Source organism: Alcanivorax xiamenensis (genome assembly GCF_009846745.1).
GTDB classification, from domain to species: Bacteria; Pseudomonadota; Gammaproteobacteria; order Pseudomonadales; family Alcanivoracaceae; genus Alloalcanivorax; species Alloalcanivorax xiamenensis.
Window position 1 is genome coordinate 1 of record NZ_AQPF01000043.1, and the last position, 14,803, is coordinate 14,803.

Here is a 14,803-nt window from a genome sequence, read left to right on the forward strand (position 1 = left end):
TCCGTGGGAGACCCGCTTGCTGGCGAATATAGCGGCTTGATAGCCTCTTCCGTTACAGACCCGTGCCCCCGTTTTTGTCCCAAGATGGCGCACCATAATCTGCCTCGAAATGGGGCGCTCTTGCCCGCCACTAAAGCGAACCTCCCGTCCCTTGATCGTTCTCCATGGCATTAAGTCCATTTAAATCAAATGGTTATGCATGTGGCATGGGCTTTGCTTTCACCCTGTTCAACAGTTGGCAAGCGGAAACGGTGAAAGGGGACATTCCCATGACGAAACAAAAGGTGTTGCTGGTAGGCCACGGTATGGTGGGGCAGCGCTTTCTGGAGGCGCTGGCGGACCGTGGTGGTCTTGATCACTACGACGTGACGATCCTGTGCGCGGAGAGCCGGCCGGCCTATGACCGGGTTGGCTTGACCCGGTATTTTACCGAGCGCGATGCCGATGCCCTGTCGTTGGTGCCGGAGGGGTTCATGGCACAACCGGGGCTGACACTGAAGCTGTCCACCCGGGTGCGCGAGATCGATCGGGACGCCAGGGTGGTGATCACCGAGGCGGGGGAACGGCTCGATTACGATAAACTGGTGCTGGCCACCGGTTCCTATCCGTTCGTGCCGCCCATCGATGGCAACGACCGTCCGAACTGCTTTGTTTACCGTACTCTGGATGATCTGGACGAGATTATCGCCGCCTCGGATCAGGCCCGTGTTGGCACCGTGGTGGGGGGCGGGCTGCTTGGCCTGGAAGCGGCCAAGGCCCTGCACGACCTGGGGCTGGAAACCCATGTGGTGGAGTTCGCGCCGCGTCTGATGGCGGTGCAGGTGGACGATCTCGGCGGCGGTTTGTTGAAGGACAAAATCGAGACCCTGGGCGTGACGGTCCACACCAGCACCGGCACCCGTGCCATCGTCGACGGCGAACAACACCGCCATCGCATGGATTTCGGTGAAGAGCGTCACCTGGAAACCGACATCATCGTGTTTTCCGCCGGTATTCGTCCCGAGGACAGCCTGGCCCGCGCCTGCGGGCTGGAGCTCGGTGAGCGCGGCGGGGTGGTGATCGATGATTACTGTCTCACCTCCGACCCGGATATTTTCGCCATTGGCGAGGTGGCGTTATGGCAAGGGCGGATCTTCGGTCTGGTGGCGCCGGGCTATCAAATGGCGGAAACCGCCGCGGCGCGGTTGTGCGCGGATTCCGAGCCGAGTTTCCAGGGCGCCGATATGAGCACCAAGCTGAAGCTGATGGGCGTGGATGTGGCCTCGGTGGGGGACGCCCATGGCCAGACGCCGGGTGCCCGCAGCGCGGTGTTCTTTGACCAGAGCACCGGCGTGTACAAGAAAGTGGTGGTCAGCGAGTGCGGCAAGAAGCTGTTGGGCGCGGTGCTGGTGGGGGATGCCAATGACTATGGCAGCCTGCTGCAACTGTGCTTGAATCAGATCGATTTGCCGGGAGAGGCCGCCGCTCTTATCGCACCGGCCGCCGGCGATGCTCCCATGCTCGGCGCTGACGCCTTGCCGGACAGTGCTCAGATCTGCTCGTGTAACAATGTTTCCAAGGGGGCCCTGTGTGCGGCCATTGATGAAGGTGCCACCACCGTTGGTGACCTCAAGGCCTGTACCAAGGCCTCCGCTACTTGCGGCGGCTGCACGGCTCTGGTCAAACAGGTGCTCGACAGCGAGCTGACCAAGCGCGGCGTGGCGGTGAACAACCACGTGTGCGAACACTTTCCGTACTCCCGCCAGGAGATCTATCACCTGGTGCGGGTAGGGGAAATCAAAACGTTCGACGAACTGCTGGATAAACACGGCAGCGGCGATGGCTGTGATATCTGTAAACCTCTGGCCGCGTCGGTGCTGGCGTCCTGCTGGAACGACTATGTACTGAGCAAACCCCACGCCGGTCTGCAGGACACCAACGATTATTTTCTCGGCAACATGCAACGTGATGGCACCTACTCCATCGTGCCCCGCGTACCCGGCGGCGAAATCACGCCGGACAAGCTCATCGTGCTGGGGGAGGTGGCCAAGCAATATGATCTGTACACCAAGATCACTGGCGGCCAGCGGGTGGATCTGTTTGGCGCTCGTGTCGAGCAGTTGCCGGAAATCTGGAAGATCCTGGTGGACGCCGGGTTCGAGACCGGCCATGCCTACGGCAAATCGCTACGCACGGTGAAATCCTGTGTTGGCTCTACCTGGTGCCGGTATGGCGTCAAGGATTCGGTGGGTACCGCCATCCAGGTGGAGGAGCGCTACAAGGGACTGCGCAGCCCACACAAGATCAAGATGGCGGTGAGCGGCTGCACGCGGGAATGCGCCGAGGCGCAAAGCAAGGACGTGGGCGTGATCGCCACCGACAAGGGCTGGAACCTTTATGTTTGTGGTAACGGCGGCATGCGTCCTCGCCACGCGGATCTGATCGCCTCGGATCTGTCCGATGAACAGTTGATCAGGACCATCGACCGCTTCCTGATGTTCTACATTCGCACCGCCGACCGGCTGCAGCGCACCAGCGTGTGGCTGGAAAATCTGGACGGCGGGCTGGACTACCTCAAGCAGGTGATCCTGGATGACTCGCTGGGTATCGGCGATGAACTGGAATCGCAGATGCAGCGGGTGATCGAGACCTATCAGTGCGAGTGGAAAACCACGGTGGAAGATCCCGAGGCGGTGAAACGTTTCAAACATTTCGTCAACGACGATATCGCCGACGACAACCTGCACTACGTCCGCGAACGTGGGCAGCGTCGTCCGGCCTATGAACATGAACGTATCGAACTGGTGCAACAGGAGGGTTAAGGCATGAACAGTTCCGTGACTCTGGAATGGAAAACGATCTGCAAAGTGGACGAAATCCTGCCCGGTACCGGGGTGGGCGTGCGTCTGCCCCAAGGGCAGGCGGCGCTGTTCCGCACCCGTGAGGGCCAGTTCCATGCGCTGGATAACATGGACCCGTTCAGTCGCGCCAATGTGATCAGCCGCGGTCTGCTGGGTTCGCTGGGGGATACCCGGGTGGTGGCCTCTCCGCTGTACAAACAGCACTTCTGTCTGGAAACCGGGAAGTGCCTGGAGGACGAGACGGTATCCCTGGCCGTGTACCCGGTCCGGTTGCGCGGCGAGCTGGTGGAAGTCGCTGTCGGCTGATCAGGGCTCGCCGCCACCGGGCTTCGGCAAACCGGTACCGCATTGCTTGCAGAAGCGGGCGTCCGGATCGTGGTCATGGCGGTGGCAGTTGGGGCATTCCCGTTCATAACGGCGAGCGATGTGCGCGGCGGAAATCTCGGCGGTGACGATGCCGGTGGGCACGGCGATGATCGCGTAGCCCGTGATCATCGCCAGGGACGCCACCGCCTGACCGATGGGGGTTTGCGGTGAGATATCACCGTAGCCCACCGTGGTCACGGTGACGATGGCCCAGTAAATACTGCGCGGAATACTGGTGAAGCCATTGTTTGGTCCTTCGACCACATAGATCAGGCTGCCGAAGATGATGATCACCACCAGCACCGAGAACATGAAAATACCGATCTTGCGGCGGGTGCGAATCAGTGCGTTGCCCAATTGATTGGCCTCGCTCATTAGCGCCGCCAACTTCATGATCCGGAAGATTCTCAGCACCCGCAGAGCGCGGATGGTAAGCAGGTAATTGGCGCCCGGCACCAGCAGACTGATATAGGTGGGGACCACGGAGAGCAGGTCCACCACACCAAAAAAACTGCGAGCGTATCGCACTGGACGATCGCTGACCCAGAGGCGAACCAGATATTCCAGGGTGAACAGAATAGTAAAGAACCACTCCACACCGTATAACCAGGGGCCAAAATGCTGGTGGATGGATTGCACGCTGTCCAGCATCACGGCCAGCACACTGGTGATGATGGCGACGATCAGCAGCAGATCGAAATAGCGTCCGGCCGGGGTGTCGGTACCGAAGATGATATGGCGCCAGCGTTCACGCTGTGAGGAATAGCGAGGCGACATGCTGCCGGTTGCTCCATGGTTGTGCGGGTTGGCCGGAATGGCGTTATAAGGACGGTCACCCTTATTAATCGGTTGATATTCTCTCTTGTTAAACCTTCCATGACCACCTAACTTATCCCTTGTAACGTATTCCGAAGCGTTGGGAAAAACGTTTAAGCGAGATACGCAATCACCTCCGATAGCGGCGGCCTGGCCCCGCGATCCGCATAATGAAAGTCAATAACAGTCAGGGGGCGACAATGAGGGGTATGGCATTGGCGCGGCGAGGGCGACGCAAGGACACTGTGTCGCGGACCGTGATAATGCCCATGGATGGGGGCGTGAACGGGGATGGCAAGCAGCACATGATGAAACGGATCCGGGCTTTCCTGATCGCCGTGCATCCGCTGGTGGCCGCGGTGATCTGTTGCCACGCTTTCTGGATGGCGGTCTCCCAGCGTCACTGGATCTGGCTTGGCCCTTTGCTGGTCAACGCGCCAACCCTGTCTCTGGCGGTATGGCTGGTGCGGCGTGGCCGTTCCGGTTGCGGCACGCAACTGCCGGTGGTGCTGCTGTGCGCCTGGCTTGGCAGTGCCTGGACCCTGCTTGCCACATTGTCGCTGGATGATCCCCAGCCACTGGCCTGGACATATACCGCAATCGGCCTGGCCGGACTGGCCGCCTGCCTGTTGTGGTACTTCCCGCCCTACCGCGAGCGTAACGACGGGCCTCGTCCCGGTCAGCGGTTACCGGTTCTGACGTTTCAGGACTTGCGCGGCAACGCGGTTTCTTCTTGTTCATTGCGAGGCGCTCCGGCGGTTCTGCTATTTCATCGCAGTGACTGGTGCCCCAAAAGCGTGGAGTTGCTGCGTCTTCTGGCCAGGCACCGTGGTGCGCTGGGGCGCCGCGGCGCTCGTATCGTGCTGATCAGTGCCGACAGCGACGCCCGCTCCTGTCGCATGGCGGATCGGCTCGGGGTGCCGCTTGAACGTTGGATCGATCCGCAACTGGCCGCTGCCCGGGAACTGCGCTTGCTGGATCCCGGTGGCACGCCCCTGGGGCTGGAATTGCTGGGGCATCAATCCGATACCGTGGACCCCACGGTGATCATCATCGATAGCCTGGGTGATATCCGCTACGTGGACAAGGCCGGAAATTCCCGTTACCGATCCGAGCCGGTGACCTTTCTCAGAGTGTTGGACAGCGCGGTGCCAGCGTCACGGTAGAAACCACGAAGCGGCCGTGAGCGCTTTGTCCGGGCGGCGGGCCGCTGCATGCGAACCGCGCCATGCCCAAAGTATTCGCTGGCAAGCCAGCTTCCCACAGCAGCTCCGGAGCCCCTGTGGGAAGCTGGCTTGCCAGCGAATTGGAGTGCGGCGATCCCGGAAAAGGACCGCGTTTTCTCTGTTTCCCCGCCGGACTCAGCGACCGCGCCGAGGCAATACGTCGCGGACCTTGCTGGCCAGGGCGCGGATCGCGTCCTCGGTGGTTTGCCAGCCGATGCAACCGTCGGTGACCGAGACACCGTATTGCAGATCGTCCAGATTCTCGGGAATTTTCTGATTGCCTTCGTTGAGATGGGACTCGACCATCAGGCCGACGATGGAGGTGTTGCCCTCGAGAATCTGATTGCCGATGTTTTCCATCACCAGCGGCTGCAGGCTCGGATCCTTGTTGGAGTTGGCGTGGGAGCAGTCCACCATGATGTTGGTGGAGGCGCCGGCTTTCTGCAGCGCGCTCTCGGCCAGGGCCACGGAGACGGAATCATAGTTCGGCTTGCCGCCGCCGCCGCGCAGCACCACGTGAGCGTAAGGATTGCCCCGGGTCGTGGTCAGCGCCACCCGGCCGTCCGGATCGATACCGAGGAAACGGTGCGGATGGACAACGCTGAGCATGGCGTTCACCGCCACATCCAGGCTGCCGTCGGTGCCGTTCTTGAACCCCACCGGGCTGGACAGACCGGAGGACATTTCCCGGTGAGTCTGGGACTCGGTGGTGCGGGCACCGATGGCGGACCAGGCGATCAAGTCCTGTAGATATTGTGGCGTGGTCGGGTCCAGTGCCTCGGTGGCCGCCGGCAGGCCCAGTTCGGCCACGTCCAGCAGCAGACGACGGGCGATATGCAGCCCTTCCTCCACCTTGAAGGAGTCGTTCATGTGCGGGTCGTTGATCAGACCCTTCCAGCCCACGGTGGTGCGGGGCTTCTCGAAGTAGACACGCAGTACCAGATAGAGCGCATCGTTGACTTCCTCGGCCAGGGCCTTGAGCCGGCCGGCGTATTCCAGCGCCGCCTTCGGGTCATGGATGGAGCAGGGGCCGATCACCACGAACAGGCGCGGGTCCTTGCGGTCGAGAATGTCACGAATCACCTGCCGGCCGCCGACCACCGCTTCCCGGGCAGCGTCGGTCAGGGGCAACTTTTCCTTGAGCGCCCGCGGCGTGATCAACACCTGCTGGGACTCGATATTGAGATCGTCTACCTGTTTTATCTGGCTCATGATGCTGGATTGGCCTGTGTTTTCAGTCTCTGCGGACCCGCAGTCTAGCGGAATACGGGGCGGTTGATAATAGTTGACAGTTGATAGTTGACAGTGGACAGCGAAAGACAAAAACAGGTGATCTTTAGCCGCTGTGGGAAGCTTGCTTGCAAGCGAATGGGGTTCGTTCAGGCGCTCGGCGGCATTCGCTTGCAAGCAAGCTTCCCACAGAAAAGGCATGAATCGACTTTGTTGATACGCAAATGGCTTTTGTACTTCCGCATTTCTTTTGGCTGTCCACTGTCCACTATCAACTGTCAACTCGCCTTACTTACCCGTATTCCTCGATCAACCCTTCCACATATTCCGGCACCAACTGGGTGGCGGGGCCGTGGTGGTGTTCGTGGAAGGCGTTGCGTTGCTCCGAGGGTTCCAGGTTCAGTTCCACGGTATGGGCGCCGCTGGCGCGGGCCTCGGCGACGAAACCGGCGGCGGGGTAGACGTTGCCGCTGGTGCCGATGCTGATGAACCGCTCACAGCCGGCCAGCGCCGCGTAGATCCGGTCCATCTCCAGGGGCATCTCACCGAACCACACCACGTGGGGGCGCAGACAGCCGGGTACCCCGCACAGCGGGCAGGCCAGCTCGGTGCTCAGTTCGTGGTCCAAGGTGACCAGGGCATCGGTGGTGCGGCAGCGGCCCTTGCACAGTTCCCCGTGCATGTGGATCAGGTTGCGGCTGCCGGCCCGTTCGTGCAGGTTGTCCACGTTCTGGGTGATCAGCAACACCTGATCGGGCAGAGCGGCTTCCAGCCGGGCCAGGGCCTGGTGCGCGGGGTTGGGGGCAATGGCCGCTCCCTGCAACTGCCAGCGCCGCTGATTGTAGAACTGGTGCACTTTCACCGGGTCGCGTTGGAACGCTTCCGGTGTCGCCACCTCCTCGATACGGTGCTCCTCCCACAGGCCCCCGTTGTCGCGGAAGGTGCGGATACCGGACTCCGCTGAGATTCCGGCACCGGTAAGTATTACAATCTTTTCCTGCATGATCCTGACCCATGGAGAATTATGGACACCATTATTGCACAGCAGGAGATACTGTCCCTGCCGCAGCGCGGCCGGGTCAATCTGCTGCATTTTCACCAGGGCATGGTGCTGTTGGTGGGGGCGGACGCCGTCGGTCTGTACCGTGATCGCGCCTCCGTGGACGACCCACTTGCCAACGGGCTGATCGGTTATGAGACCATTCCCGATGAGCTGCGGCCAACTTACCGTGAAGGGGAGGGCTATGTGGCGGAGCAGGTTTCCGGTTATGTGGCCCTTCATTCCGGCGCGGTGTTGTTCATTCGTCCGGACGGCGTGGCGCTGTACCCTGACGGCCAGAATGCCCTGCGTGACCAGCATCGTTGCTGGCTGATTCCTTTTCCCCCTCTCAATTGAGCGGAGATCGTCATGGCGGAAGAAAGCACCCGTTTGCGGCTGCGGCAGTTGACCGCGGAAGACTACCCGGCGCTGGCCCGGCTGATGGACCAGGTTTATCACGATATCGGTGGTGCCTGGCCGGAAGACACCATCAAGGCTCTGATCCGCATCTTCCCGGAAGGGCAACTGGTGATCGACGACAACGACGAGCTGGTGGCGGCGGCACTGACCATCAAGGTGGACTACGATCGTTTCTCCAATCCGCACCGCTATGAGGATCTGATTACCGACGACAAGATCCGCTCCCACAGCCGCAAAGGTGACGCGCTGTACGGCCTGGACGTGTTTGTCGATCCGGAATACCGTGGCTATCGGCTCGGCCGTCGTCTCTACGAAGCACGCAAGGAACTGTGCCGCGACGAGAATCTGAGAGCGATTCTCGCCGGAGGGCGCTTGCCTGGCTACAAGAATCACGCCGACAAGATGTCGGTAACCGAGTACATCGCCCAGGTGGAAAGCCGGTCTATCTACGACCCGATTCTGACTTTTCAGCTGTCCAACGGCTTTGATGTCAAACGGCTGTTGACCAAATACTTGCCCGAGGATGAAAGCTCCCGTGGCTACGCCACTCTGCTGGAGTGGGACAACATTCTTTATCAGCCGGAGGAAGACGGTGAGTGGCCACGCCGCGCCACCGTGCGCATCGGCGTGGTGCAGCGCCGTATGCGTGCCGCCCGGTCGGTGGAGGATCTGTTGGGGCAGGTGGAGTTCTTCGTCGACTCACTGTCCGACTATCGAGCCGATTTCGCCGTCCTGCCGGAATTTTTCAGCGCGCCGTTGATGGGGCTGAAACCGGAACTCAACTCGGTGGAGGCGGTGCGCTATCTGGCCAGCTTTACCGATGAGGTCCGCGATGCCATGGCGGACATGGCGGTTAGCTACAACATCAATATCATCGGTGGCTCGATGCCGGTGGAAGAGAATGGCCGCATGTACAACGTAGCCTATCTGATGCGCCGGGACGGCTCCGTGGAAGAGCAGCGCAAGATCCACATTACCCCCCACGAACGCAAGGACTGGGCGATCCAGGGCGGCAATGAACTGCGCATCTTCGACACCGACGCCGGCCGTATCGGCATTCTGATCTGCTATGACGTGGAGTTCCCGGAGCTGGGGCGGCTGCTGGCGGAGCAGGGCATGGAGATTCTGTTCGTGCCGTTCTGGACCGACACCAAGAACGGTTATCTGCGGGTGCGTCATTGCGCCCAGGCGCGGGCCATCGAGAACGAATGCTACGTGGCCATTTCCGGCAGCATCGGCAACCTGCCGCGGGTGGACAACGTGGACATTCAGTACGCCCAGTCCGCGGTGTTCTCCCCCAGCGATTTCTACTTTCCCCACGACGGCATCATCAGTGAGTCCGTGCCGAACACGGAAATGCTGCTGTTCGCCGACGTGGATCTGGAAAAGCTCAAGCTGCTGCACAGTGAGGGCTCGGTGACCAACCTGCGCGACCGCCGTGGGGATCTGTACGATCTGACCTGGAAAGGGCTCAGGGCGCTGGACTAGCCCGCTGGCACGCAACACGCCTGCACGCTGATTCGCAGGCAAACCAGTGAATATTGTCCGAATTCATGGCTGTAAAGCCGTGCCAACGGGCCATGGGTTTGGCGTGCCAGCGTGTCGCGTGTAAGCGTGCCTTTGCGCCCCTTAACGATAATCCCGAAACGCCGCTTTCACCTCTCCCGCCAGGGCGTCATGGGCGGGGCCGGCGGCGCCGCGGACCAGTGCGATCTGGTAATGGCCCAGCTCCGGCAGGGCCCCATCCTCGTCCAGCCGCCGCAACGGCGGCTTCACCAGGCTTTGTGGAAACGGCGCCACGGCCAGATCCGCCAGCATGGCGGCCTCCTGGCCGGCGCAATGTTCACTGCTGTAGGCGATCCGGTAATCAATACCGGCGTGATCCAGCGCCGCCAATGCGACCCGGCGCCAGGCGCAGCCCTGATTGGCCAAGGACAGTGGCAGAGGACGTCGTTGTACCGCCAGGCCTCCATCGCGACCGGCCCATACCAGTGGCTCGCTGTGCACCACTTTCCCCAGCGTCGGCTCCAGGCCATCGTTCCCCACGGTCACCAGTGTCATGTCCAGATCACCGTCATTGAGCCGTTGCACCAGATCCACACTGCGCCCGGCCAGCACATCCACCTGCACCGCCGGGTGTGTGCGGGCGAAACGCGCCAGCACCCGGGGCAGAATGCGGGTGCCGACATCGTCCGGTGAACCCAGCCGCACCCGGCCGCTCAGCGCCGGTTGGAGAAAGTGGCCGACGGTTTCTTCATTGAGTTTCAGCAGGCGACGGGCGTAACCGAGCAACGCCTCGCCCTGGGGTGTGAGCCTCACTTGCCGCGCCTCGCGGATGAACAAGGGCTGATCGAGCATCTCTTCCAGCCGTTTAATTTGCATGCTCAGGGCGGAAGGCGTGCGATGCACGGTCGCCGCCGCGCGGCTGAAGCCGCCGCTTTCGGCAATGGCGACGAAACTCCGGATCACATCGATATCGAGCAGGGGAAGATCCATGGCGGCCTCCGGCGGTGTCGGGTGCTTTCAAAAAAATTGAAAGGTAAGTATAGATTAATTCGTTTGATTGAATAATGAGGCGGCGGCAGGGTGGGAAAAACTTACATTCAGGAAGGAAACCGTCATGGGTATCCACGACCCCCTTGAGCGCCCACCCGGTGGGTGGAAAGACCCGGAAACAGTGCCGGAACCCCGGCTGGCCATGCCGGTCATGCCGCCGCTGCGGCTGATCGCCAGTCTGGAAAGGCTCTGGCGCCGCCGGCGTATGGCTCGCCGATAAAAAAAGGCGCCCTGAGGCGCCTTTTTCCTGGGACCGGAGCGGCCGACTACATGTTCGGGTAGTTGGGGCCGCCGGTGCCTTCCGGAGCCACCCAGTTGATGTTCTGGGTCGGATCCTTGATGTCGCAGGTCTTGCAGTGCACACAGTTCTGCGCGTTGATCTGGAAGCGCTTCTCGCCCGAGTTCTCATCCTCCACCACTTCGTACACACCGGCCGGGCAATAGCGTTGCGCCGGTTCGTTGTACTTGGGCAGGTTGTACTCGATCGGAATGCTTGGATCCTTCAACTGCAGATGGCAGGGCTGATCCTCTTCATGGTTGGTGTTGGAGAGGAACACCGAGTCCAGCTTATTGAAGGTGATCTTGCCGTCCGGTTTCGGGTAGTCGATCTTCTTGCACTGATCCGCTGGCTTCAGGGTGTCGTGATCCGGCGTGGTATCGCGCATGGTGATCGGTAGCTTGCCGTTGAACAGGTTGATGTCCACGAAGGCGAAGGCGGAACCGATAAAGTTGCCGAACTTGTGCTGAGCCGGGCCGAAGTTGCGCTGCTGATACAGCTCCTCGTGAATCCAGCTTTTCTCGAACGCATCCTTGTAGGCCACCAGCTCATCATGGCTCTGGCCGTTCTTGATCGCTTCGGCCATCAGCTCGGCGGCGATCATGCCGGATTTCATGGCGGTGTGGCTGCCCTTGATCTTGGCGAAGTTCAGGGTGCCGGCGTCACAGCCCACCAGCAGACCACCGGGGAAGGTCATCTTAGGCAGGGATTGCAGACCGCCCTTGGCGATGGCGCGGGCGCCATAGCTGAGACGCTTGCCGCCTTCCAGGAACTTTTTGATTTCCGGATGGGTTTTCCAACGCTGCATCTCATCGAACGGAGAAACGTGCGGGTTGGAATAGGCCAGGTCGGTAATCAGACCCAGGGTGACCTGATTGTCCTCCAGGTGATAGAGGAAACCACCGCCCGGGGAGCCGGACTCAGTCAGCGGCCAACCGGCGGTGTGCACCACCAGGCCCTGGCGGTGCTTGGACGGATCGATTTCCCACAGCTCCTTGATGCCGATGCCGTAGTGCTGGGGATCGGTGCCTTCGCGCAGGTTGAATTTTTCCATCAACTGCTTGCCGAGATGGCCGCGGCAGCCTTCGGAGAAAACGGTGTACTTGGCGTGCAGCTCCATGCCCGGCATGTAGCTGTCTTTCTTCTCGCCGTTGTGGTCGATGCCGAAATCGCCGGTGGCGATGCCTTTTACCGAGCCGTCTTCGTTATAAAGGATTTCGGTGGCGGCGAAGCCCGGGAAGATTTCGATGCCCAGGCCTTCGGCCTGCTCGGCCAGCCAGCGGCAGACATTGCCCAGGGAAACCACGTAGTTGCCCTCGTTGTGCATGGTCTTCGGCACGAACAGATTGGGCACTTTGGAGCCTTTCTCGGCACCGGTGAGGTAGAAGATCTCATCATCGGTGACGGGAGTATTCAGTGGCGCGCCCAGTTCCTTCCAATTGGGGAACAGTTCGTTCAGGGCGCGAGGTTCCAGAACCGCGCCAGAAAGAATATGTGCGCCGACTTCGGAACCTTTTTCCACTACGACCACACTGAGTTCCTGACCGCTTTCCTGGGCGATCTGACCCAGACGGCAGGCGGTTGCGAGACCGGACGGACCGGCGCCGACGATGACAACGTCGACTTCCATAGATTCGCGTTCCACAGCCTGTCTCCTAACTATCGGTTGCGTTACAGCCCTTCTGCTGGGGCCGGTCGGGAACCCCCGAGCGATACACCACGTGATTCGGTGCTCGGCTCGGCGCACATTGTTCCGGGCCCTGGTATGGCCGGCCAGTCGCTGCGGGCCTTATGGGCCGGCAAGACATAGAGCGCTGTTCAGAGGTTCGGGCGCCTGCATCCGCCATCGTATAAACCGGGCGGGGGCAGGCCTTAGGGTGCGCGGAGTATATAAGCATCAGCTATATTCCACCACTTTCGGAATGGTTTTCCACGATAATTCAAACGGGCGTTTGGATTATGGTCGGATCAGTGGAAATGGGCAAGGATGGGGGAGACCGGGCAATCCTGTCATTCTTGTCGGGATGACCGCAAGGTCATGAAAAATGGACGAAAATTGATGCCTATTTGCAACAAAATCATCTGGTTACGATTTTCCGGCCTATTGACCTCGTTCCGGGCAGAGTTCAAGATAGCCGCTCTCTCGCGGGGGTGGACCCGGTAACGGCGTCGTCTCGCCTCCTTCTACAAGTCATCAGTGGAACATTCCGAGGATCCTATGAAGGTTCTTGTACCCATCAAGCGAGTCGTTGACTACAACGTTAAGGTTCGCGTGAAGGCAGACAACTCAGGTGTTGATCTCGCCAATGTGAAAATGGCCATGAACCCCTTCTGTGAAATCGCTGTGGAAGAAGCGGTACGGCTGAAGGAAAAAGGCGTGGTTACCGAGATCGTTGCCGTCTCCATCGGTCCCAAGGCCGCCCAGGAACAACTGCGTACCGCCATGGCGCTGGGCGCGGACCGTTCCATTCTGGTGGAAACCGACGAGGAAGCTCAGCCTCTGGGTATCGCCAAAGCCCTCAAAGCCATCGTTGATGAAGAAAAGCCGGAGTTGGTGATCCTCGGCAAACAGGCCATCGACGGTGACAACAACCAGACCGGCCAGATGCTGGCGGCTCTGACCGGCATGCCGCAAGGCACCTTCGCTTCCGAAGTGAACGTGGCCGACGGCAAAGTGAAAGTGACCCGTGAAATCGACGGCGGTCTGCAAACCGTTGAGCTGAGCCTGCCGGCGGTGGTGACCACCGACCTGCGTCTCAACGAGCCTCGCTACGCTTCCCTGCCGAACATCATGAAAGCCAAGAAAAAGCCGCTGGACGTGAAAGCCCCGGCCGATCTGGGCGTTGACCTGGCTCCGCGCGTCACCACCGAGAAAGTGGAAATGCCGCCGGAACGCAGTGCCGGTGTCAAGGTGGGCTCCGTTGATGAGCTGGTGGATAAACTGAAAAACGAAGCGAAGGTGATCTGATGAGTGTTTTAGTCTACGCCGAACACGATAACGCGACGCTCAACAAGGTTACCCTGAGCGTGGTTGCCGCCGCCAAAGAGATCGGTGGCGACATCACCGTCCTGGTTGCCGGTAAAGGTTGTGGCGCCGTGGCTGAAGCCGCCGCCAAGGTGGATGGCGTGAGCAAAGTGCTGTGCGCCGACAACGACGCCTACGAGCACCAACTGGCCGAAAACATCGCCGACCTGGTGGTTGAACTGGCCGGTGATTACAGCCATATCCTGGCCGCCGCCACCACCACCGGCAAGAACTTCGCGCCGCGCGTGGCCGCGCTGCTGGATGCGCCGCAGATCTCCGAAATTTCCGACGTGGTTGACGGCGACACCTTCAAGCGTCCGATCTACGCCGGTAACGCCATCGCCACCGTGAAATGCGCCGACGCCAAGAAAGTGCTCACCGTGCGTGGCACCTCCTTCGACGGCGTTGCCGAGGAAGGCGGTTCCGCCAGCGTTGAGAACGTTGACGTGGTCAAGGACGCGGGTATCTCCTCCTTCGTGGGCGAGGAACTGGCCAAGTCCGACCGTCCGGAACTGACCAGCGCCGACATCGTGATCTCCGGTGGCCGTGGCATGGGCAACGGCGACAACTTTGAAATCCTCTACAAAGTGGCCGACAAACTCGGCGCCGCCGTGGGTGCGTCCCGCGCCGCCGTTGACGCCGGCTTCGTACCGAACGACATGCAGGTGGGTCAGACCGGTAAGATCGTCGCCCCGAACCTGTACATCGCCGTCGGTATCTCCGGTGCCATCCAGCACTTGGCGGGTATGAAGGACTCCAAAGTGATCGTGGCCATCAACAAAGACGAAGAAGCCCCCATCTTCCAGGTGGCGGACTACGGTCTGGTGGCGGATCTGTTCGAAGCGGTACCGGAGCTGGACAGCAAGCTCTAAAACCGGCATTCGACGATGTCCTGGAAAGCCCGGCCCCGCGCCGGGCTTTCTGCGTTATGAGCAGCCCATTCGCGAGTGAACTCGCTTCCCACAGACGGGACAACGACGCTGCCGTGGGATGCGAGTTCACTCGCGA

General features: G+C 60.7%; 13 protein-coding genes. 8 read left to right on the forward strand and 5 right to left on the reverse strand.

Features of this window, described 5'->3' with window-relative positions:
* The first annotated feature begins 269 nt into the window (after nt 1-269).
* Nucleotides 270-2,801: a nitrite reductase large subunit NirB gene (gene nirB, locus A6D6_RS17785; RefSeq protein ID WP_133492965.1), complete on the forward strand. Its 2,532-nt coding sequence runs from the start codon at nt 270-272 to the stop codon at nt 2,799-2,801.
* Nucleotides 2,802-2,804: 3 nt separating this feature from the next.
* Complete coding sequence (gene nirD / locus A6D6_RS17790; protein ID WP_133492966.1) at nt 2,805-3,146, forward strand: nitrite reductase small subunit NirD; 342 nt, start codon at nt 2,805-2,807, stop codon at nt 3,144-3,146.
* Here nirD and A6D6_RS17795 read toward each other — a convergent pair whose 3' ends face one another.
* Nucleotides 3,147-3,983, reverse strand: a complete 837-nt coding sequence (locus A6D6_RS17795) for an ion transporter (protein WP_133492967.1) — start codon at nt 3,981-3,983, stop codon at nt 3,147-3,149.
* Nucleotides 3,984-4,327: 344 nt separating this feature from the next.
* Between A6D6_RS17795 and A6D6_RS17800 the strand changes: the two genes are divergently transcribed.
* Nucleotides 4,328-5,188: a redoxin domain-containing protein gene (locus A6D6_RS17800; protein ID WP_159661453.1), complete on the forward strand. Its 861-nt coding sequence runs from the start codon at nt 4,328-4,330 to the stop codon at nt 5,186-5,188.
* A gap of 195 nt (nt 5,189-5,383) precedes the next feature.
* Here A6D6_RS17800 and A6D6_RS17805 read toward each other — a convergent pair whose 3' ends face one another.
* Both A6D6_RS17805 and cobB read right to left on the reverse strand, forming a co-directional pair.
* On the reverse strand, nt 5,384-6,460 hold the full coding sequence (locus A6D6_RS17805) for a 3-deoxy-7-phosphoheptulonate synthase (RefSeq protein ID WP_133492969.1): 1,077 nt from the start codon (nt 6,458-6,460) through the stop codon (nt 5,384-5,386).
* Between the two features lie 310 nt (nt 6,461-6,770).
* Nucleotides 6,771-7,481 carry a Sir2 family NAD+-dependent deacetylase gene (gene cobB / locus A6D6_RS17810; protein ID WP_159661454.1) on the reverse strand — a complete coding sequence of 237 codons (711 nt, stop codon included), beginning with the start codon at nt 7,479-7,481 and terminating at the stop codon, nt 6,771-6,773.
* A 21-nt stretch (nt 7,482-7,502) separates the two neighbouring features.
* Between cobB and A6D6_RS17815 the strand changes: the two genes are divergently transcribed.
* Complete coding sequence (locus A6D6_RS17815; RefSeq protein ID WP_133492971.1) at nt 7,503-7,874, forward strand: hypothetical protein; 372 nt, start codon at nt 7,503-7,505, stop codon at nt 7,872-7,874.
* A 12-nt stretch (nt 7,875-7,886) separates the two neighbouring features.
* The gene (locus tag A6D6_RS17820; protein ID WP_133492972.1) at nt 7,887-9,425 is read left to right on the forward strand and encodes a bifunctional GNAT family N-acetyltransferase/carbon-nitrogen hydrolase family protein; all 1,539 of its coding nucleotides are present in this window, start codon (nt 7,887-7,889) and stop codon (nt 9,423-9,425) included.
* A gap of 141 nt (nt 9,426-9,566) precedes the next feature.
* On the opposite strand, the gene A6D6_RS17825 is transcribed toward A6D6_RS17820, so the two are convergent.
* On the reverse strand, nt 9,567-10,433 hold the full coding sequence (locus A6D6_RS17825) for a LysR family transcriptional regulator (protein WP_159661455.1): 867 nt from the start codon (nt 10,431-10,433) through the stop codon (nt 9,567-9,569).
* Nucleotides 10,434-10,557: 124 nt separating this feature from the next.
* Here A6D6_RS17825 and A6D6_RS17830 point away from each other — a divergent pair, with 124 nt between their 5' ends.
* Nucleotides 10,558-10,713 (forward strand): hypothetical protein, encoded by a 156-nt coding sequence (locus tag A6D6_RS17830; RefSeq protein ID WP_159661456.1) that lies wholly within the window; start codon nt 10,558-10,560, stop codon nt 10,711-10,713.
* A gap of 46 nt (nt 10,714-10,759) precedes the next feature.
* Here A6D6_RS17830 and A6D6_RS17835 read toward each other — a convergent pair whose 3' ends face one another.
* A complete protein-coding gene (locus tag A6D6_RS17835) occupies nt 10,760-12,415 on the reverse strand; it encodes an electron transfer flavoprotein-ubiquinone oxidoreductase (RefSeq protein ID WP_133492974.1) in 1,656 nt (551 codons plus the stop codon).
* A gap of 573 nt (nt 12,416-12,988) precedes the next feature.
* Between A6D6_RS17835 and A6D6_RS17840 the strand changes: the two genes are divergently transcribed.
* Nucleotides 12,989-13,738, forward strand: coding sequence for an electron transfer flavoprotein subunit beta/FixA family protein (locus A6D6_RS17840; protein ID WP_133492975.1), 750 nt, complete (start codon nt 12,989-12,991; stop codon nt 13,736-13,738).
* The gene (locus A6D6_RS17845) at nt 13,738-14,667 is read left to right on the forward strand and encodes an electron transfer flavoprotein subunit alpha/FixB family protein (RefSeq protein ID WP_133492976.1); all 930 of its coding nucleotides are present in this window, start codon (nt 13,738-13,740) and stop codon (nt 14,665-14,667) included. The genes A6D6_RS17840 and A6D6_RS17845 overlap by 1 nt, the downstream gene beginning before the upstream one ends.
* Nucleotides 14,668-14,803 lie beyond the last annotated feature (136 nt).